General features: G+C 62.0%; 21 protein-coding genes and 2 tRNA genes. 4 read left to right on the top strand and 19 right to left on the bottom strand.

Features of this window, described 5'->3' with window-relative positions; all coding sequences use genetic code 11:
• On the top strand, nucleotides 1-121 hold a 121-nt coding region (locus tag AC25ND_RS16610), incomplete at its 5' end, for an IS3 family transposase (protein WP_140387959.1).
• A gap of 48 nt (nucleotides 122-169) precedes the next feature.
• Here the strand turns inward: AC25ND_RS16610 and AC25ND_RS16605 are convergent.
• The 8 genes from AC25ND_RS16605 to AC25ND_RS16570 form a co-directional block, all read right to left on the bottom strand.
• Complete coding sequence (locus AC25ND_RS16605; protein WP_221613054.1) at nucleotides 170-445, bottom strand: hypothetical protein; 276 nt, start codon at nucleotides 443-445, stop codon at nucleotides 170-172.
• A complete protein-coding gene (locus AC25ND_RS16600) occupies nucleotides 442-1,422 on the bottom strand; it encodes an integrase domain-containing protein (RefSeq protein WP_486976448.1) in 981 nt (326 codons plus the stop codon). The genes AC25ND_RS16605 and AC25ND_RS16600 overlap by 4 nt, the downstream gene beginning before the upstream one ends.
• A 930-nt stretch (nucleotides 1,423-2,352) precedes the next feature.
• Nucleotides 2,353-3,672, bottom strand: a complete 1,320-nt coding sequence (locus AC25ND_RS16595; RefSeq protein WP_486976447.1) for a tyrosine-type recombinase/integrase — start codon at nucleotides 3,670-3,672, stop codon at nucleotides 2,353-2,355.
• A 162-nt stretch (nucleotides 3,673-3,834) separates the two neighbouring features.
• Nucleotides 3,835-3,910 (bottom strand) — tRNA-Thr (locus tag AC25ND_RS16590).
• A 98-nt stretch (nucleotides 3,911-4,008) separates the two neighbouring features.
• Nucleotides 4,009-4,260: a hypothetical protein gene (locus AC25ND_RS16585; protein WP_028688480.1), complete on the bottom strand. Its 252-nt coding sequence runs from the start codon at nucleotides 4,258-4,260 to the stop codon at nucleotides 4,009-4,011.
• Between the two features lie 22 nt (nucleotides 4,261-4,282).
• Complete coding sequence (locus tag AC25ND_RS16580; RefSeq protein WP_062359794.1) at nucleotides 4,283-4,669, bottom strand: hypothetical protein; 387 nt, start codon at nucleotides 4,667-4,669, stop codon at nucleotides 4,283-4,285.
• Between the two features lie 18 nt (nucleotides 4,670-4,687).
• The gene (locus tag AC25ND_RS16575; RefSeq protein ID WP_023629980.1) at nucleotides 4,688-4,894 is read right to left on the bottom strand and encodes a helix-turn-helix domain-containing protein; all 207 of its coding nucleotides are present in this window, start codon (nucleotides 4,892-4,894) and stop codon (nucleotides 4,688-4,690) included.
• Nucleotides 4,895-4,903: 9 nt separating this feature from the next.
• A complete protein-coding gene (locus tag AC25ND_RS16570; RefSeq protein WP_062359792.1) occupies nucleotides 4,904-5,482 on the bottom strand; it encodes a hypothetical protein in 579 nt (192 codons plus the stop codon).
• A gap of 528 nt (nucleotides 5,483-6,010) precedes the next feature.
• On the opposite strand from AC25ND_RS16570, the gene AC25ND_RS16565 reads away from it, so the two are divergent.
• Both AC25ND_RS16565 and mdtI read left to right on the top strand, forming a co-directional pair.
• Nucleotides 6,011-6,370, top strand: coding sequence for a multidrug/spermidine efflux SMR transporter subunit MdtJ (locus AC25ND_RS16565; protein WP_028688477.1), 360 nt, complete (start codon nucleotides 6,011-6,013; stop codon nucleotides 6,368-6,370).
• Complete coding sequence (gene mdtI / locus AC25ND_RS16560; protein WP_028688476.1) at nucleotides 6,364-6,681, top strand: multidrug/spermidine efflux SMR transporter subunit MdtI; 318 nt, start codon at nucleotides 6,364-6,366, stop codon at nucleotides 6,679-6,681. The genes AC25ND_RS16565 and mdtI overlap by 7 nt, the downstream gene beginning before the upstream one ends.
• 225 nt (nucleotides 6,682-6,906) lie before the next feature.
• Here mdtI and AC25ND_RS16555 read toward each other — a convergent pair whose 3' ends face one another.
• Genes AC25ND_RS16555 through AC25ND_RS16535 form a run of 5 tightly spaced genes read right to left on the bottom strand, consistent with a single transcriptional unit; the run spans nucleotide 6,907 to nucleotide 11,175 of the window.
• A complete protein-coding gene (locus AC25ND_RS16555; protein ID WP_486976446.1) occupies nucleotides 6,907-8,130 on the bottom strand; it encodes a methyltransferase in 1,224 nt (407 codons plus the stop codon).
• A 58-nt stretch (nucleotides 8,131-8,188) separates the two neighbouring features.
• A complete protein-coding gene (locus AC25ND_RS16550) occupies nucleotides 8,189-8,878 on the bottom strand; it encodes an ABC transporter permease (RefSeq protein ID WP_028688474.1) in 690 nt (229 codons plus the stop codon).
• Nucleotides 8,879-9,571 carry an ABC transporter permease gene (locus AC25ND_RS16545; RefSeq protein ID WP_050703398.1) on the bottom strand — a complete coding sequence of 231 codons (693 nt, stop codon included), beginning with the start codon at nucleotides 9,569-9,571 and terminating at the stop codon, nucleotides 8,879-8,881.
• 57 nt (nucleotides 9,572-9,628) lie between these two features.
• Nucleotides 9,629-10,390, bottom strand: coding sequence for an ABC transporter substrate-binding protein (locus AC25ND_RS16540; protein WP_028688472.1), 762 nt, complete (start codon nucleotides 10,388-10,390; stop codon nucleotides 9,629-9,631).
• Between the two features lie 11 nt (nucleotides 10,391-10,401).
• The gene (locus AC25ND_RS16535) at nucleotides 10,402-11,175 is read right to left on the bottom strand and encodes an ABC transporter ATP-binding protein (RefSeq protein WP_028688471.1); all 774 of its coding nucleotides are present in this window, start codon (nucleotides 11,173-11,175) and stop codon (nucleotides 10,402-10,404) included.
• Between the two features lie 606 nt (nucleotides 11,176-11,781).
• On the opposite strand from AC25ND_RS16535, the gene gabP reads away from it, so the two are divergent.
• A complete protein-coding gene (gabP, locus tag AC25ND_RS16530; protein WP_028688470.1) occupies nucleotides 11,782-13,167 on the top strand; it encodes a GABA permease in 1,386 nt (461 codons plus the stop codon).
• 78 nt (nucleotides 13,168-13,245) lie between these two features.
• Here the strand turns inward: gabP and AC25ND_RS16525 are convergent, their stop codons facing one another.
• The 6 genes from AC25ND_RS16525 to AC25ND_RS16500 all read right to left on the bottom strand — a co-directional run bounded on the left by AC25ND_RS16525 (nucleotide 13,246) and on the right by AC25ND_RS16500 (nucleotide 18,742).
• Nucleotides 13,246-13,689 carry a hypothetical protein gene (locus AC25ND_RS16525; RefSeq protein ID WP_028688469.1) on the bottom strand — a complete coding sequence of 148 codons (444 nt, stop codon included), beginning with the start codon at nucleotides 13,687-13,689 and terminating at the stop codon, nucleotides 13,246-13,248.
• A gap of 106 nt (nucleotides 13,690-13,795) precedes the next feature.
• A complete protein-coding gene (ppk2, locus tag AC25ND_RS16520) occupies nucleotides 13,796-14,806 on the bottom strand; it encodes a polyphosphate kinase 2 (protein ID WP_028688468.1) in 1,011 nt (336 codons plus the stop codon).
• Between the two features lie 188 nt (nucleotides 14,807-14,994).
• Nucleotides 14,995-15,070: transfer RNA gene (locus AC25ND_RS16515), tRNA-Phe, on the bottom strand.
• An 89-nt stretch (nucleotides 15,071-15,159) separates the two neighbouring features.
• Nucleotides 15,160-15,432 (bottom strand): oxidative damage protection protein, encoded by a 273-nt coding sequence (locus AC25ND_RS16510; RefSeq protein WP_011536185.1) that lies wholly within the window; start codon nucleotides 15,430-15,432, stop codon nucleotides 15,160-15,162.
• Complete coding sequence (mutY, locus tag AC25ND_RS16505) at nucleotides 15,429-16,496, bottom strand: A/G-specific adenine glycosylase (RefSeq protein WP_028688467.1); 1,068 nt, start codon at nucleotides 16,494-16,496, stop codon at nucleotides 15,429-15,431. Before mutY ends, AC25ND_RS16510 begins: the two co-directional genes overlap by 4 nt.
• A complete protein-coding gene (locus AC25ND_RS16500; protein ID WP_486976445.1) occupies nucleotides 16,493-18,742 on the bottom strand; it encodes an AsmA family protein in 2,250 nt (749 codons plus the stop codon). Before AC25ND_RS16500 ends, mutY begins: the two co-directional genes overlap by 4 nt.
• Nucleotides 18,743-18,898: the final 156 nt, after the last annotated feature.

Raw genomic sequence — 18,898 nt, 5'->3', positions numbered from 1 at the left:
AAGTGATATTTTCGATTACATCGAGATGTTCTATAACCCCAAGCGTCGACACAGCAGTGCTATGCAGCTGTCTCCAGTAGAGTATGAGAAACGCTATTTTCTGAGCTTGGAGAGTGTCTAGGAAACCAGGGGCGATTCATAGAATGGACTTGGTGATCAGGCTTCTTAGTCAAAGATTGAATGTCCATGATTTTTCTAAGCGGCGAACGAGCAGCTTAACAGTCAGTAAATAGTAGTACCGTGTGGCGTCGCTACGTCGGCTTAGGCAATGCTGAAGAAACCAATTTAAGTGCTTACTCTGCCAAGTCCAAGGCGTTTCTCTCTGCCAGCGTTCTGCAATTTCAGCCTGAATGATTTGCGCCTGGCGAACGTGGCGTTGCCGCGTTGTGTGCGAGCCGGTCAGAACGCCAGCCAAAAACAGCTCCATATCGAATGGCTTACTCATGCTCGGCCACCAATGTAGGCGGCGACCACGTCGATCCGCCCGTGCCCCAGTTCGCAGCTGATTTGCCACCGGGCCTCACGATCAAGGTTCCTATCTATCTGGCAACATTGGCCGCCGTTGATTGGCGCGGGGTGTTGGGTGATCTGCTCGTAACGCTCACATGCGTACGCCGCTCGTAGCTCATGGAAGCCCTTCAGGTTGTGCGCATGCAGGATATCCCGCGCAAAGCGGATGCTTTCTTGCAGAAGATTCAGGTAGCTCTCATTTGGCGCAATCAGGTTGCGGCTACCTGCAGGTGACGCTTGCGATGCGAATCCAAGAGCATCACGAATATGATCATCCACTGCTATCCAACGTGGCGCCGAAGCGCCGGCGCGGCCACCTTTGGTGCCTTCCTGGATGTTGATTTTGCCGCAGGCTTCAGCCTGACGGCTAAGTCGTGGCAGGTCAGCCAATATGGCTTCACGCAGGCGCATGCCAGTGGCTCGCGCCAACAGGACAATCGCGGCGGCCCGTTGCTGATGATTTCGGCAAAGCGCATTGACGATCTCTTTAACCTGGTCGCGGTCATGGCCCTGCGGTACTGAGTGGCGAATCCCGGTGCGTTGCATTCCCAACGCCTTGCTCGGACTGGGCAATTTCACACACTGATCACCGCGCAGCGCCGCCATTGTCCTGTTAACGCTGGATAGGCGGTTTTGCGCGGTGCTGATGGCGAGGCTACCGCACTCAACCGCATCGCGCAGATACGCCCCATAGTCCGCCAATACCTTCCGATCAATCTGCCGCGCATCATTGATACCAGGCCCCTGTTCGGAACGGCACCATTTGACGAATGCCTGCCACCGATCACAGTGCGCCTTGACCGTACCGTAGTGGCCACCGCTGAACATGTCTTTCAGCGCCTGCGGCCCTGCATAGCTCAATTGCCTGCCATAGCCGAAATTGCGGCCATCGCGTCTACCCACCAATGCCATGTCGAATCACCTCATCGCCTGGTCTCCGATCCTCGCCCCACGTCATCCCGCCAAGAATGTTGAGTGTTATCAGGGATCAAGGCCCCTGCGACCTGTGGGGAATGTCCACTACGCGGGACTGGCGGCTCCTTACATCCGGGAGCAAAGGCATCTCATGATCTGGCCTCCTGAACACCGTTGCCGGTGGGCGGGTGGAGGCAGTGCTGGCTGACTAAACCAGCGCCTGAAGATCCTGAGCCGGGTGAACGCAGCAATGCGATGACCGGGGCGTGCCTGACTGTCAGTCAGGTGCAGTCCATTCCTTGGTCTGCGGCACCATCATCTACAGCGCTGTTGCTGGTGACATCGGCGTTTGTCACGCCGATTGTCACGAGGGGTTATGCCGCAAAGCCATGTGCGATCAGGGCTGCAGCAGTGGTAAGAGTGCCCGTCTCTTTTCAGGAAAAGAGACGGGCACAGGTTGGCGCAGTATTCGGCCAAGCGGATAGGTTGCTGCAGGGCAGCGAGGTGCGGAGCATCTGGCGCACGAGCGCTTTATGTGTAAGAGCATCCATCACATGGGTAGTGACCGGGCGAGCTGCCGGATGCGAATCGCCCTTGGGGAGAACCACCGCGGGAGCGGCGTGACCTTCAAGGTTCGGGTCACCTAGGGTGCTGTCATCGACAGCGCTTGCAACTCCCGGTCTACGCCTGTGGACAATGTTCGTCAAGCAAAGCGATTTCAGGAATTTAGCGCCTGTGGATAAAACTATCCCCCGGTGGACATCTGTGGTTTTCCACAGACGTAAGCTGTACCAGCGGTTTTTTTTCTTAGGTATGGTCCTTTCAAACGGGGCGGCTTTGCAGCCCCGTTTGAAAGGACCCGCGCGGAGGAGCCTCATGCGGTGCTGTGGGTAACTTCACAGCGAATTGAGGTGGTGGTGCGGCGGTTTACTCGGTCCTCTTGGCACTGCGAAGGCGCGTGACGTTCTCGCCCGTCTGCTTGGCAAACTCATGCGGCGTCACATGGTCCTCGCGGTTCGCCTCCAGAAACCGGCTCCACCAGGTCATGATCATCCGGCGCTCTTCGAGGAACTCGGCCTTGTGGGTATAGGCGGCGCGCACGTTGTTGCGTTCCTTGTGGCTCATCTGCCGCTCGATAGCTGTCTCCGACCACAGCCCGGATTCGACCAGCGCACTGCACGCCATGGCTCGGAACCCGTGGCCGCAGATATCCACCTTGGTGTCATAGCCCATCGTCCTGAGCGCGGCATTCACCGTGTTCTCGGACATCGGTTTCCACGGTTTGGCATCTCCCGCGAACACCAGCTCGAACTTGCCGGTGATCGCGTGGATCTGCTCAAGCAAGGCCACTGCTTGCGGCGATAAGGGTACAACGTGAATGTCCCCGGCCATCTTCGTACCCCTTGTGGAAAAGGGTACTCCGTCCAGCGCCGGGCGGGTGTCGGGGATCTCCCAGATGCCACGCTTGAGGTCAAACTCGTTCCAACGGGCGAAGCGCAGTTCACTGGAGCGCACGAACACGTGCAGCAATAGCATCACCGTGAGGCGCGTGAGCGGGCGACCTTTGTAGCCGTCGATACGCGCCTGTAGCTCAGGCAACCGCGATAAGGGTAGTGCGGGTCGATGTGTAACCCGTGGCGTTTTGATCGAGCCATCGAGATCGTGAGCCGGGTTCGCCGTGATCAGTCGCAGTCGTTTGGCTTCGCGCATGATGCTTTGCAGGTAGTTCTTGATCCTGAGCGCCACGTCGATGGTGCCGCGCTTCGTCACAGCCTCCAGTGGCTGCATGAGGTCGTGGGTGTCCAACTCAACGATTGCCCTGGCACCTAACAAAGGGAATACGTGAGTCTTCAACCGGCTGAGCACAGTCTTAGCATGGCCCGGCGCCCACTTCGGCACCATCCCGGCATACCAATCGAGCGCAACGCTTTCGAAGGTGCGGCCATTGATCACGGCTTGCACCTTGGCCTGCTGCTTGGACTGAATAGGGTCAATGCCGTTGGCGAGTTGCTGTTTGAGGTCGAAGCGCTTGCGGCGAGCGTCAGCCAGCCCGACCACTGGATAATTGCCGAATGAGGTCAGGCCCTCGCGGCCATCGGGCTTCACGTACCTGAGCCGCCAGCCTTTGCGACCGTTGGGCTTCACGAGCAGGTAAAGGCCATCGCCGTCAAAAAGCTTGTACTCACGTTCGCGAGCCTTTGCAGTGCGGCAGGCGTTGTCGGTGAGGGGAGCCGTTGTGCGAGCCATAAGGGTACTTTCCAATATCGAATTGGTAGGTATCCTTAAATGTACCCTTATTAGCGCTGGCTACCCCCGGAATCCGACGGAACGCCAAAACGAAAAAACCCGCCAGAAGGCGGGTTTTTCGGGGGTTCCAGAGATTTTGAAAGCTTTCTATGGAACCTTGAATGGTGCCGGCACCAGGAATCGAACCCGGGACCTACTGATTACAAGTCAGTTGCTCTACCATCTGAGCTATACCGGCACAGGGGCGTCATTATAGCGATGGATTTGCCGCTGTAAACCACTTCGTTGCATCCATCGCGCATTCCCCTAAGTCACCGCGCAGAAAGGAGAATTTTCCTACCAGCCGCGGTGAATCGAGTTGACGCTTGGCTCGGGCTGGCCCGGGTTGAAGAACAGCTTGCCGTTGTCGCAGCCGCGCTTGCGGCAGCTGCCGTCGGCGTTGTGCAGGGGCAGGCCGCGGTCGCCGCCCAGTTGCATGCCGGGCATGTTCCAGTTCAACGGGGCGGGCTTGCTCGATGGCGTGCCGCTGGCGCAGCCGGTCATGGCCAGGGCGAGGGTCAGCAGGGCGAAGGGCTTGGTGTGTTTCACGATGTTCGAGTCCGTTCCGGGATCAGTCTTTGTTCAGGATGCGCTGGATGGTGCCGCCGCAGGCCATGTAGCAGGAGTCGTAGTCATTGCCGCAACTGTAGCTGCTCCCCGTGTAGGAGGGGTAGCTCGGGTAGTAGCAACTGTGACGCGCTTCCTTCTTGCTCTTGCCGTTCTTGCAGTACTGGTAGGCCCTCATCTCGGCCTGGTGCAAGGCACGTTCGCTGTTCTCCTGCAGGCGCGCCATCTGCTGGCAGTGGTTGCGCTGGGTCGAACAGCTGTTGATGCAATTCATGCCGTGCGCGCTGGGCGGTGGCGAGTATCTATAGGTGTAGCTCGGGCCGCAGCCGGCCAGGGCCAAGGCCAGGCAGGCCAGCACGAGGGCGGCCAAACTGTTGTGGAAAAGTGCCATGGGTGTTGCAGTCCTTGATCATTCGTCGCTGAACTCCAGCAGGTCGCCGGGCTGGCAGTTCAGGGCGCGACACAGCTTCTCGAGGGTCTCGATCTTGAAACCCTTGATCTTGCCGTTCTTCAGCAGCGACAGGTTCGCTTCCGTGATACCGATGATTTCCGCCAGGTCCTTGGAACGCATCTTGTTCCGGGCCATGACGACGTCGAGGCGGATGATTATCGGCATAGGAAGCAGTCAGACATAACAGTTGTGTTCATCGCTGATGGTCTTGGCGTCACGCATGAGCAGCGAGAAGGCACACAGCAGGATGCCTTTCATGATCTCGTAGACAGCCTGCGATGATACACCGATCGAGAAGCTGAAGCTCCTTTCGCCGGCCGGCAGGTCGATGGCCAGGGCCAGGCCCTGCAAGGTGTAGGTCACCGGCCACAGCAACGGGGTGAAGATGCACAGCAGGCCGACCCACCACAGCAGCTTGATGTTGTCCGAGGACCAGGTCTGGCCACGGGACAGCCGATGGAAGAACAGGCCGGTCAGGCTTAGGGCAATGACGGAAATCATTGTCGGGATCATGTCCACGGCCAGTACCAGGCCGATGGCCAGGGGAGATGGCATGTAGCCGGGTTCCAGCAGCAGGGGCATCTGGTCGCCATAGGCCTGCAGGTAGCCGTTGAGCATTTCAGGGAAGTCGAAGATGCAGAGCAACGGGATGGCCGCCAACTCGACGATCGCGGTCGTCCAGGCCAGGTAGGCGGCAAATGTGCCGATGGTGCGTAGGCGCGAACGCGCATAGGCCACGGATCTACTGTTCATGGGGTGCCTCCGTACAGTGATGAACGGGGCGGATTATTCTTGAATAATTATCGTAAAACAATAATTAATTTTGTGCTTTTGACTGTGGCGACGGTTTGTCGCAGGGGGAGGGGGTGAGCATGGCACAGGCCTTGCCGGTGTTCGCGGGGCCAGCCCGCTCCCACGCTGAGGAAGCTTGCCTACGCTATAGAGCAGTCGCAGGGTCATCCCTATAGGAACGACTGTGGGGAATATAATTTACGAAGCTTTCAGCAGGCTTTAAGGGGGATAAATCTGGAGGCTCGCAATTTTTTGCGAGAAACATTTAGTCTAACCCTATCGTTTTGACTTAATCGATCAGTTCAGCTAATCTCGTGTTCATTATGTTGAACAGCAAAGCTTTCAAGCTCCTCTCCTCCTCCCGCCTGGTTTCCCGTGAACGTCACTGGACCGGCGACCTCTAGCGCCACCCTCCCTCTACAGCCATAACCATCTCTGTCTGGCGCCGATACCTGTGCGCTCGGCTGCTGTCGCCCATGGGAGGGCATCATGCGTTCCTGGATCTACCTGATCGTCGCCATCACCTTCGAGGTGATCGGCACGGCGTCGATGAAACTCGCCGCCACCCATTTCCCCGTGCTGGGGCATGCCGTCATGTACGTCATGATCTGTCTGTCGTATTTCTTCCTGGCCCTGGCGGTCAAGCGGGTGCCGGTGGGTGTCGCCTACGCGCTGTGGGAAGGGTTCGGTATCGTGCTGATTACCCTGATCAGCGTGCTCTGGCTCGGCGAAAGCCTGGGCTGGACCAAGGCCCTGGGCCTGGCGGTGATGATCGCCGGTATCCTGCTGGTCAAGGCCGGCACTCGGGCCAAGGCCGTCGAGCGTGAAGGGGAGGCGGTGCCATGCTGATGCCATTTGCCTGGCTGGGCCTGGCCATCGTGCTGGAAGTCCTGGCCAACCTGCTGCTCAAGTATTCCGAGGGTTTTAGCCGCAAGGGCCTGGGCGTGGCCTCGATCCTGTGTGTGCTGGCGGCGTTCACCGCGCTGGCCCAGGCGGTCAAGGACATCGACCTGTCGCTGGCCTACGCCATCTGGGGTGGCTTCGGCATTCTTGCCACCGTGGCCATGGGCTGGGCCCTGTTCGGCCAGCGCCTGGCCGGGCGCGGCTGGCTCGGCCTGGTGCTGCTGCTGGTAGGCATGAGCTTGCTCAAACTGGCTTGACAACACCCCTGCCAGAGCGCTCGGCCGAATGGTTTATGCACAATGGGCATTGATTGCTTGCGCGAAAGGCATGCCGACCGGCGCTACCATCGGTCTTTGCGCAAAGGCCTGTTTTTACTGACTTTGCCGGCTGCAGTGGAATAAGCAAACCCGCGCAAATAGCCTCTGGATCCAACATTTGGTGACTTTCATCACAAGCTTGTTCACAGAGTTATCCACAGGCTGTCAACTGCCCTGCGGTGCTATGTCGCGCTCCCCAAGCAGCAGCAAGTTGCGAGGCGTTAGCGGGTAGTCGCAGAACACGCCGACCCTCACCGCATAGCCTTGCTCCTGAAGGAACAAGGCGCGGTCGAGCACCAGCCACATTTCCAGGGGGCGGCGGAAGAGATTGCGTACCCGCTCGAGGTTGCGCACCTCGGCCAGGCGTCGCTGGCCGGCTGCTTCCAGGAAGGCCCAGTCGGGGTTGCCGATGAGCATGACCTGCTTGAGTTCGGCCAGGTCGCGGCAGTACTGCTCGAAGGGCTTTGCCAGCCAACTGACCGGCAGCGATGGCGTGGGCAGGTAGTCGTCTATGCCACGTTGCTGGCGCTGCAGGAGGTCGAAGCCCAGGCGGCGGGCCATGGAGCTGTCACGCTGGCGGCGGGTGCGCAGGCTGGAGGTGACCGCTTCGCTCAGCGGCAGGCCCAGGTCTTCCTGGGTCAACGCCAGACTCGAGGCTCGGGCGGCGCGGGAGAGCGGCTGATAGGCCTGGCCCTGGATGCGGTTGTAGCAGCAGGGCGCAACGGCGATCTGCCGGCAACCCTGCTGGCTTGCCAGCTGCATGAGCCGAACATGCAGGTCGCCGCAGGCGTGCAGGGCGACCACGCTCTTGTCGCCGTCCAGGTGGCGAGCGCTGTCGGCGGCCATGACGTCCTGATGCACGTGGGTGGCAGGCAAGTGATGGTGCTCGCTCAGGGCCTTGCCGGCGCTGACCAGTTCGGCGTCGTACTCTAGGCAGGTCAGGCGCTGGCCGGGCTGTAGCAGGCGACGGCCCAGGTGGCCTTTGCCGGAACACCAGTCAAGCCAGTGTCGGGCGGGTTGACTGAACGCCAGGCGACGGCTGAAGGCTTCGATCTGCTGCCACTTGCGGCCGGGGACACCGACATCGAGGCGGTGGCCGGCGGGATGCAGGCCGGCGTCGGGCAGTTCGCCGACGGCGGACAGCTGCGCGGCTTTGGCGGCCAGTTGTGGGAAGGGGGCCGGGGCCTCGGGAGTGTCGAGGGACTCGGCTTGTTCGAGGGTACATTGGCGAAGCCAATGGGACAGTTCCGGGTGTTCGTCTTCCCACGCCAGGCGCAGGTGGGTGAACGGGCGTGGGTGCCACAGCGGCTGGTGCTGTGCGAGGAAGCGGTCGAGGGCCTGGAAGCGCTCGAGGAACTGGTCGTTTTGCAGGCAGGATGTTGTGGTCATTCGAGCACCGGGGCGCGGTCGAGAGGGGCTGCTGTGCAGCCCCGAGGTCTTCATGGGCTCAACGTCCCTGGCAGGCATCCACGCGCAGCCAGCGCTCCAGTACCTTGAAGCCTTGCACCAGCACGAACGAGATCACCAGGTAGAACACCCCGGCGGCAAAGAAGATCTCCACCGGCAGGTAGGTGCGGGCGATGATGGTCCGCGCCATGCCGGTTAGCTCCAGCAACGTCACGGTGCTGGCCAGGGCGCTGGCCTTGAGCATCAGGATCACTTCGTTGCTGTAGGCCGGCAGGCCGATGCGCGTGGCGCGCGGCAGCATGATGTAGAACAACGTCTTGCCCCGCGACATGCCCAGTGCACGGGCCGCCTCGATCTCGCCCTTGGGGATCGCCTGCAGGGCGCCGCGCAGGATCTCGGCGATGTAGGCGGCGGTGTGCAGGGTCATGGTCAGCACCGTGCACCAGAAAGGATCGCGCAGGTACGGCCACAGCGAGCTGTTGCGCACCACTTCGAACTGGGCCAGGCCATAGTAGACCAGGAACAGCTGCACCAGCAGCGGCGTGCCGCGGAAGAAGAAGATGTAGCCGTAGGGCAGGGCGCGCACGTACCAGTGCCGCGAAGAGCGCGCCACCCCCAGCGGAATGGCCAGGATCAGGCCGGCGATGACGGCGATGGCCACCAGCTCCAGGGTCAGGGTCGCGCCCTGGGCCAGGCGCGGCAGCCACTTGATGATGACTTCCCAGTTCATTTACTCGGCCCTCATGAAGCCGCGAGCGGCGCGCTTTTCCAGGAAGTGCATGCCGATCATCGCGATGATGGTCAGGCCCAGGTAGATGCAGGCGGCGACCGCGTAGAAGGTGAACGGCTCCTTGGTCACGGTCACGCCGATCTGTGCGTGGCGCATGATTTCTTCAAGGCCGATCACCGACACCAGCGCGGTGTCCTTCATCAGGATCATGAACAGGTTGCCCAGGCCCGGCAGGGCGATGCGCCACATCTGTGGGAGGATGATCCGCGAGAGGATGCGGCCCTTGGACAGGCCCAGCGCCAGGCCCGCTTCACGGTGCCCCTTGGGAATGGCCAGGATCGCGCCGCGGAACACTTCCGTGGCGTAGGCGCCGAAGCACAGGCCCAGGGCGATGACGCCAGCGGCGAAGGCGCTGAGCTCCAGGCCCGGTATGTTCAGGGCGGCGCCGAGGCTGTTCATCAGCCCGACGGTGCCGAAGTAGATGAGCAGCACCCAAAGCAGTTCGGGTACGCCGCGCACCAACGTGGAATAGGTGCCGCCAAGCCATTGCAGCGGCTTGACCGACGAAGTCTTGGCCAAGGCGCCGAGCAGGCCCAGGGCCAGCCCCAGCAGCAAGGCGCAGAGCGCCAGTTTTACGGTCATCAGGGTACCGGCCATCATGGCCGGGCCGAATCCGTGCAGGTCGATAGTCATGGGTAAGTTTGTTCAAGGGACAGGCACCGCCATGGCGGCGATGCCTGTCGGGGCGAATCAATAGATGCTGAACGGGAAGTACTTGTCGTTGATCTTCTTGTAGGTGCCGTCGGCGACGATTTCCTTCAGCGCGGCATTGAGCTTGTTACGCAGTTCGTTGTCGCCCTTGCGCACGGCGATGCCGACCTTGTCGCTTTCGTTGACCGGATCGCCCTTGAACTCGTAGTTCTTGCCGGCGTCGGATTTCAGCCAGTCGTAGTTGGCGTACTTGTCGGCGAGGATGGCGTCGACACGGCCGGAGGTCAGGTCCAGGTAGGCGTTTTCCTGGCCGTCGTAGAGGTTGACCTTGAACTCGCCGTCCATGCCACCGTTGTCATCCAGCCAGGTTGCCGCCTGGGTGGCGCGCTGGGTACCGATGGTCTTGCCCTTGAGCGAGGCGCGGTCGGTCTTGAAGTCGACGTTCTTCGGCGCGATGAACTGCTGCTTGTTCGAGTAGTACGGGTCGGTGAAGTCCACCGCCTGCTTGCGCTCATCGGTGATCGACAACGACGAGACGATGAAGTCGAACTTCTTGGCGTTCAACGCCGGGATGATGCCGTCCCAGTCGGAAGTGACCACTTCGCATTCGACCTTCATCTTGGCGCACAGGGCGTCGCCGATGTCCTTGTCGAAGCCGACGACCTGGCCGCTGGCATCCTTGTTGTTGAACGGTGGGTAAGCGGCTTCGATACCCATGCGCAGTTTCTCGGCGGCCATGGCATTGGCCGACATCACCAGCGTGGCAGCAGCTGCCAGGAGGAACTTCTTGTAGGTCTGCATGTAGTGCTCCGTTAGCGGTGGCTGGACATGAATTGCTTGCAACGCGCCGAGGTCGGGTTCTCGAAGACCTGCTGCGGCGATCCTTGCTCTTCGACCAGGCCCTGGTGCAGGAAGACCACTTCACTGGACACCTGGCGGGCAAAGTTCATCTCGTGCGTCACCAGCAGCATGGTACGGCCTTCTTCGGCCAATGCGCGGATGACGTTAAGCACTTCCTGGACCATTTCCGGATCGAGCGCCGAGGTTGGCTCGTCGAACAGGATGACCTTGGGTTTCATGGCCAGGGTACGGGCGATGGCGGCACGCTGTTGCTGGCCACCGGAAAGCTGGGCGGGGTAGCTGTGGCGCTTGTCGAAGATGCCGACCTTGTTCAACAGCGCCTCGGCGTGCTCGGTGGCCTCGGCCTTGCTCTGGCCGAGCACGCGGCGCGGCGCCTCGATGATGTTGTCGAGGATCGACATGTGCGGCCACAGGTTGAAATTCTGGAAGACAAAGCCGATTTCGCTGCGCAGGCGGTTGATCTGGCGGTTGTCGGCGGCGATCAGGTCGCCGTTTTTCTGCGCCTTGAGTTTGAGGGCTTCACCGGCGACGAGGATTTCGCCCTGGTGCGGGTTCTCCAGCAGGTTGATGCAGCGCAGCAGGGTGGACTTGCCAGAGCCGGATGAGCCGAGGATGGAGATCACGTCACCGTCGCGCGCGGTCAGCGAAATGCCCTTGAGAATTTCCTGCTCGCCATAGCGTTTGTGCAGGTTGCGGATTTCCAGCGCGGGCGTGGCCTGGGCCATGTGCGGTCCTCATGTGTTCGGGTGCGTTCCCAGCTGTTGGCGGCCTTCCTGGCGAGCGCCACGCTAGCATAGCGGCGCAACGGCGGCCAACCGGGTCGCGGGGGGCTCGGGTCGCTGGTAGGACAGTTTGTCGCATCGCTGCAGTGGACTGTCGCCAGGATATCCGCATTGGCGTTTTGCCCAGCACCGGAGCCTTGATGAAAAAAGGCGCGATGGTGCCAGCTTTGCTCCGGTCTGGGAAGCCGTTTTTGGCCAGGTGGCACTGTGTTGCGTGTTATGTGGGGTCTGGGTTGCGCCCGTGGGTTGCGCTTCGCCTTGCCCTGAATGTGTGCCTGGGTGTTACCGAGGGGCACCTTTGGTGCGTTTGTAAGTGGGTATTTCAGTAATCCCAACTTGGCACGGGGGGTTGGCGACCTTTCGGCCAAGGCTTGGCACAATGCCCTGCAAGCCGCGTCGTTATTGGTTGCAGAAACATTTCAGACGAAAGCCATTCTCAGCTGGCCCGCTTATTGCCATCCGGAAACCACTGAATGCAGCGACGCCCACTCACACCCCGGCGCGCTGGCCAGTCATTCGTGTAGTCCACCTCCTTACAAAGGTAGTTTTATGAGCGGTAACAATTCCAATGACCTCGCTCAGGGGCTCAAGCAACGGCATGTGACCATGCTGTCGATTGCCGGCGTGATCGGCGCCGGCCTGTTCGTCGGCTCCGGCCATGCCATCGCTGCCGCCGGCCCGGCCGTGCTGCTGGCCTACGCCGCCGCTGGTACCCTGGTGGTGCTGGTGATGCGCATGCTCGGCGAAATGGCGGTCGCCTCGCCGGATACCGGTTCCTTCTCCACCTACGCCGACCGCGCCATCGGGCGCTGGGCTGGTTTCACCATTGGCTGGCTGTACTGGTGGTTCTGGGTCCTGGTGATCCCGCTGGAGGCCAACGCCGCCGCGGCCATCCTGCATGCCTGGTTCCCGTCGGTGGACCTGTGGGCCTTCTCCCTGATCATCACCCTGGCGCTGACCGTCACCAACCTGTTCAGCGTGAAGAACTACGGTGAGTTCGAGTTCTGGTTCGCCCTGCTCAAGGTGCTGGCGATCATCGGTTTCATCGTCGTCGGTTGCGCGGCCATGTTCGGCATGGTGCCGAGCAGCCAGGTCAGCGGCGTCAGCCATCTGTTCGATACCCAGGGCTTCATGCCCAACGGCCTGGGCGCGGTGCTGGCAGCGATGCTGACCACCATGTTCTCGTTCATGGGTACCGAGATCGTCACCATTGCCGCCGCCGAGTCGAAAGACCCGGGCAAGCAGATCAGCAAGGCCACCAACTCGGTGATCTGGCGTATCTGCCTGTTCTACCTGGTGTCGATCTTCCTGGTCGTGGCCATGGTGCCGTGGAACGATCCGGCCCTGGCCGAGAAAGGCTCCTACCAGACTGTCCTCAGCCTGATCGGCGTGCCGAATGCCAAGCTGATCGTCGACATCGTCGTGCTGATCGCCGTGACCAGCTGCCTGAACTCGGCGCTGTACACCTCCTCGCGCATGCTGTTCTCCCTGAGCAAGCGTGGCGACGCACCGGCCATCGCCCAGCGCACCACCAAGGCGGGCACCCCGCACTGGGCCGTGCTGCTGTCCACTGCCGCAGCCTTCCTGTGCGTGTTCGCCAACTTCCTGGCCCCGGCCGCGGTGTTCGAGTTCCTGCTGGCAAGCTCCGGCGCCATCGCCCTGCTGGTGTACCTGGTGATCGCCGTGTCGCAACTGCGCATGCGTGCCCAGCGTGAGGCGAAGGGCGAGAAGATCTCGTTCAAGATGTGGATGTTCCCGGGCCTGACCTGGGCGACCATCGCTTTCATCATCGCCATTCTGGTGGTGATGGGCCTGCGTGAAGACCACCGTGCCGAGATCATCGCCACGGCGATCCTGAGCATTGGCGTGGTGGCGGCTGGCCTGTTGCTGCACCGCAAGCGCGGCGCTGCTGCGCGGGTGGCGCTGGATAGCTGATCCGTTGGCGTGAAATGCAAAGGCCGCGTCCTGTGAGGGGCGCGGCCTTTTTGTTTGACTTGTGCGGGGGGGAGTGACTCAGCCGAACTGCTTCTGCTGTTGCTGCTGCCTGGCCACGACTTCCGAGGCAGTGACATAGGCGTCCTGGAACTCGTCGCTTTCCAGCCAGGCCATGGTCGCGTCCTCGTCGGCACCGTCGAGCCATTTGCGGTAGGCGGTGAACACCAGGACGATGTAGTCGGTGGCGTGTTCTTCCTTGTGGCCCTTGAGCACCAACGCCAGCAGCGGGTCGACCAGGAATACCGAGATCATCGGCACCAGGCCGTTCTCCTGGGCTTGCTTCATCTTTTCGAACAGGCTGTTGTAGCTGCCCGACTCCATGGCCTTGTTGAACACCTGCTCGACGCTGGCGCTGTCACCGGCGCTGGCCTTGACCGCCTGGCCGCTGCGCACCATGCGGTTCTGCTTGGCCTTGGTGGCGGCGCGCTTGGCGCGTTTCTGTTGTTTGGTGTTGGTGGCCATGGGTGGATCCTTGGGGTGTCTGGTAAAGGCGCGTATTGAAGCGTAGTTGCCAGGGAAACCCAAGCAGGTATTCGAGATCGCCGGGGGCGCAACGCGCCCCCGGGGCTTAACTGACTAGCGCCTCCGGCTCATCCTCCTCGAAGCCCCGCGAAGCCCGCCCGACCAGCAACGGATCCGGCGCATGCGCCACGCTGTGATCCTTACCCGGATAATCCAGCGAATGCAGGAAGTGGCGAATGCAGTTGATCCGCGCCCGCTTCTTGTCGTCCGACTTGATCACCGTCCACGGTGCATCGGCGGTGTCGGTGTGGAAGAACATCGCTTCCTTGGCCGCGGTGTAGTCCTCCCACTTGTCCAGCGACTTGATGTCGATGGGCGACAGCTTCCAGTGCTTGAGCGGATCGTCACGGCGTGAAATGAAGCGGCGCAACTGCTCCTCGCGGTTCACCGAGAACCAGAACTTGAACAGCAGGATGCCGCTGTTGCACAGCATGCGCTCCAGCTCCGGCGCTTGGCGCATGAATTCCAGGTACTGCAGGGGCGAGCAGAAGTCCATGACCTTCTCGACCCCGGCGCGGTTGTACCAGGAGCGGTCGAAGAACACCATTTCGCCGGCTGTGGGCAGGTGCTGGACGTAGCGCTGGAAGTACCACTGCCCCTTCTCCTGCTCGGAGGGCTTCTCCAGCGCGACGATGCGCGCGCCGCGCGGGTTCAGGTGCTCCATGAAGCGCTTGATGGTGCCGCCCTTGCCGGCGGCGTCACGGCCCTCGAACAGCACGACGATGCGCTGGCCGGTTTCCTTCACCCAGTTCTGTACCTTGAGCAGCTCGATCTGCAGGTCATGCTTGGCCTTCTCATAGTCCTGGCGGCGCATGCGCGTGCGGTAGGGGTAGTTGGCCGGCAGGCGAGCGGAGGTGCTGTCTTCGTTGCTGCCTTTGCGAGCGTTCGCCACTTCCAGGGCGGCGGGCTGCTGGCTGACCTGGGTAATGGTCTCTTGCGCGGCGGTGCTGGTGGCCGGCTTGCGCTGGCGTGGGCGACGAGGGCGAGGGGCTGGCTTGGGGCTGCTGGCGGCCTCGGCGGGCGCTGGTAGGAGGAGGGTGGCGGATTCTTCGCTCATGGAGGTCCTTGCGGGGGTCGGTCGAATGTCCACCTTCCATCCTATGCAGGAGCAAAGGGAGGCATTTTGATATCGATCAACCAGGGGCGAAGGATTCCTGGGGTAAAACGGTAGGCAACAAAAAACCCGCACTAGGCGGGTTTCTTGTGTCGCTTCGGGTAACTTTGCAACCACCAGAAGCTTGAAGGTGGTGCCCAGAGACGGAGTCGAACCGCCGACACGAGGATTTTCAATCCTCTGCTCTACCGACTGAGCTATCTGGGCGACGGGGTGAATTAAATAGATTTTCTCAGAGGCCGTCAACGACTTTTTCAAAAAAATTTAAATTAATTCCGTCGCTTACGATTCGTGGGTCAATTCGAGGGCGGAACGTAGCCTTCGGCCTGGGCGTAATCCTCGCCGGCGAAGAACTTGTCCATCTCGGCCTGGATGAATTTGCGGTCTTCGGCATTCATCATGTTCAGGCGCTTTTCGTTGATCAGCATGGTCTGGTGGTCCTGCCACTCCTTCCAGGCTTTCTGCGAGATGTGCTCGAAGATGTCCTGGCCCTTGGCGCCCGGGTAGGGCGGGCGGTCGAGGCCTGGGAGTTCTTCGTTGTACTTGCGGCACTTCACGGTGCGGGTCATGGCTTATCTCCTGCAATCAGTTCGTCGGCCGCGCGTTGCAGCAGCTTCTTGACCGGGGCGGCGAGGCCCAGGCGCGGCGGGGTGGCGAGGTTATACCAGAGCCAGTCGGGCTCGGCCACGTACGAGCCGACGGGCTCGACACGCACCAGCCAGGGTTCGATGGCCAGTTGGAAATGGCTGAAGGTGTGGGTCAGGCCGTCCAGGGCCTGGCTGCCGTTCAGGCGCAGGCCGTGCTGGTACGCGAGGTCGTCGAGCTGTTCCAGGCTGTCCAGCTCCGGCAGGCTCCATAGTCCGCCCCACAGGCCGGTGGAGGGCCGGCGATAGAGCAGGATCGCGCCTTCGTGGTTGGTCAGCAGCGGCATCAGGGTCTTGCGCTGGGGCAGGGCCTTGCGCGGCTTGGGCTCGGGGTAGCGGGTCTCTTCGCCATGCAGGTGTGCCTCGCAACCCCTTTGCAGCGGGCAGATCAGGCAACTGGGCTTGCTGCGGGTGCACAGCGTGGCGCCCATGTCCATCATGGCCTGGGTGAAGTGGTTGACCCGGGTCATCGGTGTGAAGCGTTCGGCGGTGGCCCAGAGCTGGTTGGCCACTTTGGGCTCGCCGGGGTAGCCGGCCTGCGCGGTGAAGCGGGCCAGCACGCGCTTGACGTTGCCGTCGAGGATCGGTGCGCGGATGCCCATGCTGATGCTGGCGATGGCGCCCGCCGTGGAGCGCCCGATGCCGGGCAATTCGGTGAGTTGCTCGACGCTGCGTGGGAACTCGCCGCCATGCTGCTCGACAACGATCTTCGCGGCTTTTTGCAGGTTACGGGCGCGGGTGTAGTAGCCAAGGCCCGTCCACAGGTGCAGCACCTCGTCCTCCGGCGCCTCGGCCAGAGCCTGCACGGTCGGCAGCGCCTGCATGAAACGGTCGAAGTAGTTGAGCACGGTGCTGACTTGCGTCTGTTGCAGCATGATTTCGGAGACCCACACCCGATACGGGGTGATGCCCTGTTGCCAGGGCAGGTCGTGGCGGCCGTGCTGGTCGTACCAGTCCAGCACGGCGCTGGAGAACTGCTGGGGGGTCATCGTTTGAACAGCCCCTTGAGCGCATCTTTGAGTTCCGGGCTCACCTTGTCTCCGAGTTTCTCTTCGAGTTTTTCATCGATCTTGTCCTTCAGGCGGTTGCCGGCCAGCTTCGCGGCGACCTTGCCCAGGCCGTCCTGGTCCAGGCGGCAGGCCTTGGCGCCCAGCTCCAGCGGGCCACGGCAGCGCAGCGGTACTTCGACACCGGTAAAGCGCTCGTTGACCTGGCAGGCCGGGTCGGGCATGGCGCGCTGGTCGCCCTCGACGATCACACCGACGTTGTAGTCCATGCCCAGCACGCGCAGGTCGAGGTCGCCATGGCCGTTGACGGTCAGGCCCGGGATGCGTGCCTTGAGGTCCGGGTTGCTGGCTACGCCGTTACGCACCACCAGGCTGCCGCGCAGTTCCTGGAACGGCGTGTCCTTGCCCCGTTGTTCGCCGCTGAGCTGCTTGCGGTTGAGGGTGGCGATGGCCTGGCACAGCTGCTGTTCCAGGTTGGCGTTGACCAGCACACCATCATTGATGGTGAAGCTGGCGTTGCCGTTGAGGGTATCGACCAAGGCTTTCTGGCTGTTGCCGGTGGCGGTCAGGTCGCTGTTCAGGGTCAGCAGGCCCCTGACCGGCGGCGCCTGGTCCGGGCTTTCGCGCTTGATGAAGTGCTCCACCGGCACGCGACTGATCTTGGCGTTCACGCCGATCTGCGGCACGGCAGGGCGTACGTCGACAGTGCCCTTGGCCTCGAAGGTGCCGTTGTACAGGCCGCCGCGCAGGGTCTGCAGGGTGACCAGGCCGGCCTGGCCGCTGGCGGTCAACTGCGCGTCGCTGATCGGCAGCTTGTCCAGGGTCAGCGCGCCGAACGACAGGTCGGCCTGCAGGTCCAGGGCGCGCAGGCGGTCGACCGGCAACAGCTTGTCGTTGCTCCAGGCCACCTGGGTCGGAGCGTCGGGCAGTGGTGTGGTGCCCGCGCCAGCGACGGCGGTGGCTTCCTGCTGCTTGACCTCGGCCTGGCGCGCTGCCGTGGCGCCCTTGGCCTCTTCGCTTTTGGCCGGCAGGTAGCGATCGGCGTTGAACGTGTCGGCTTTGAGGCGCACACGCAACGCTTGCTTGGCGAAGTCGTCCACGGCGACACGGCCGGTGAAGGTGCTGTCGTCCAGCTTCACCGCCAGGTCTTCCAGGGCCAGGCTGTTCTGCGTGCCTTGCAGGCGGGTGACCAGCTCCAGTTTCTTGAATGCCGCCGGGTCAGCGGTGGCCGGCAGCGGGTGGCCGATGCCGTCGAGGAAGCTGCGCAGGTCGAACTGGGCGATGGACAGGCCGCCGCTGACCTGCGGGGCCTTGTCGAGGTCACGCACGTTCAGCTCGCCCAGGGCACGCAACTGGTTGGCCGAGACCTTCAGGCCGCTCCAGGACGCGACATTGGCCGCCAGGTCGACCAGCACCTGCCCTTGGGCAACGAAGGTCAGGGTCTTGCCGGAGAGCGGCTCGCCCGAGGTTTCGCCGGACAGACGCATGTCCTCGAGGTTGTAGCGCTTGAGCTTGCGGTCGAAGCGCAGCTCGCCGGTCAGCTCGGTGCGCGCCTTGATGTTCGGCTGGCTGGCGCTGAGGAAGGCGCTGGCCTTGAGCGCGATGTTCGCGCCTTCGTGCACGGGACCTGTGCTCAGCTGGATGCTTTCGGCGCCATAGGTCTGTCCGGCTTTCTCGTCGGTGTAGAGCACGCGGGCGTTATTGACGGTCAGGCTGTCGATGTCGAGCTTGACCGAGCGCTCGCTGGCTTCTGAGTTGGCTGGTGTGGCGGCTGGCGTTTCAGTCGGCGTGCTCGCCGACGCGCCTGCGACGGTCGGCTGCGGCAGTGGCTTGCCGATGTCTTCCCAGTTGCCATGGCCGTTGGCGTCGCGGGTCAGGGTCAGGTTGAGGCCCTCGACCCGCACATCGCTCATCTGCACCTCGCGGCGCAGCAGCGGCAGTACGCGCACTGACAGGCCGAGCATCTGCAGGTCGGCGAACGGCACCTTGGGGTTGTTCAGCGTGGCGATGCTTGCTTCGTGCAGTTCCAGGCCCAGCCAGGGGAACAGGCTCCAGCCGATGTCGCCGTTGAGGGTCAGTTCCACATGGGCCTTGTCGCGGGCCAGCTTGCGGATTTCATCTTTGTAGTCGTTGGGATCGAAGAGGTGGGTCAGGGCGAAGCCCAGCGCCACGATGATCAGCAACAACCCGAGAAGTCCCAGCCCCAGGATTTTGCCGAACGCTTTCATGGGCGAGTCCTTGTAGTCCGATTTAGAAATTCAGCGGCGAGTATAGCGCCGTGGCACTTGGCTCTGCGTATCCGACATTTCGACAGTGGCAATGGCGGCAGTTCATTTATTGCCTGTTCGGGCCTCATCGCCGGCAAGCCGGCTCCCACGCCGATC

The sequence above is a fragment of the Pseudomonas sp. P110(2024) genome (assembly GCF_057480795.1).
Note: the sequence above shows the minus strand (reverse complement) of the source record. Positions and strands in the feature narration are given on the sequence as shown.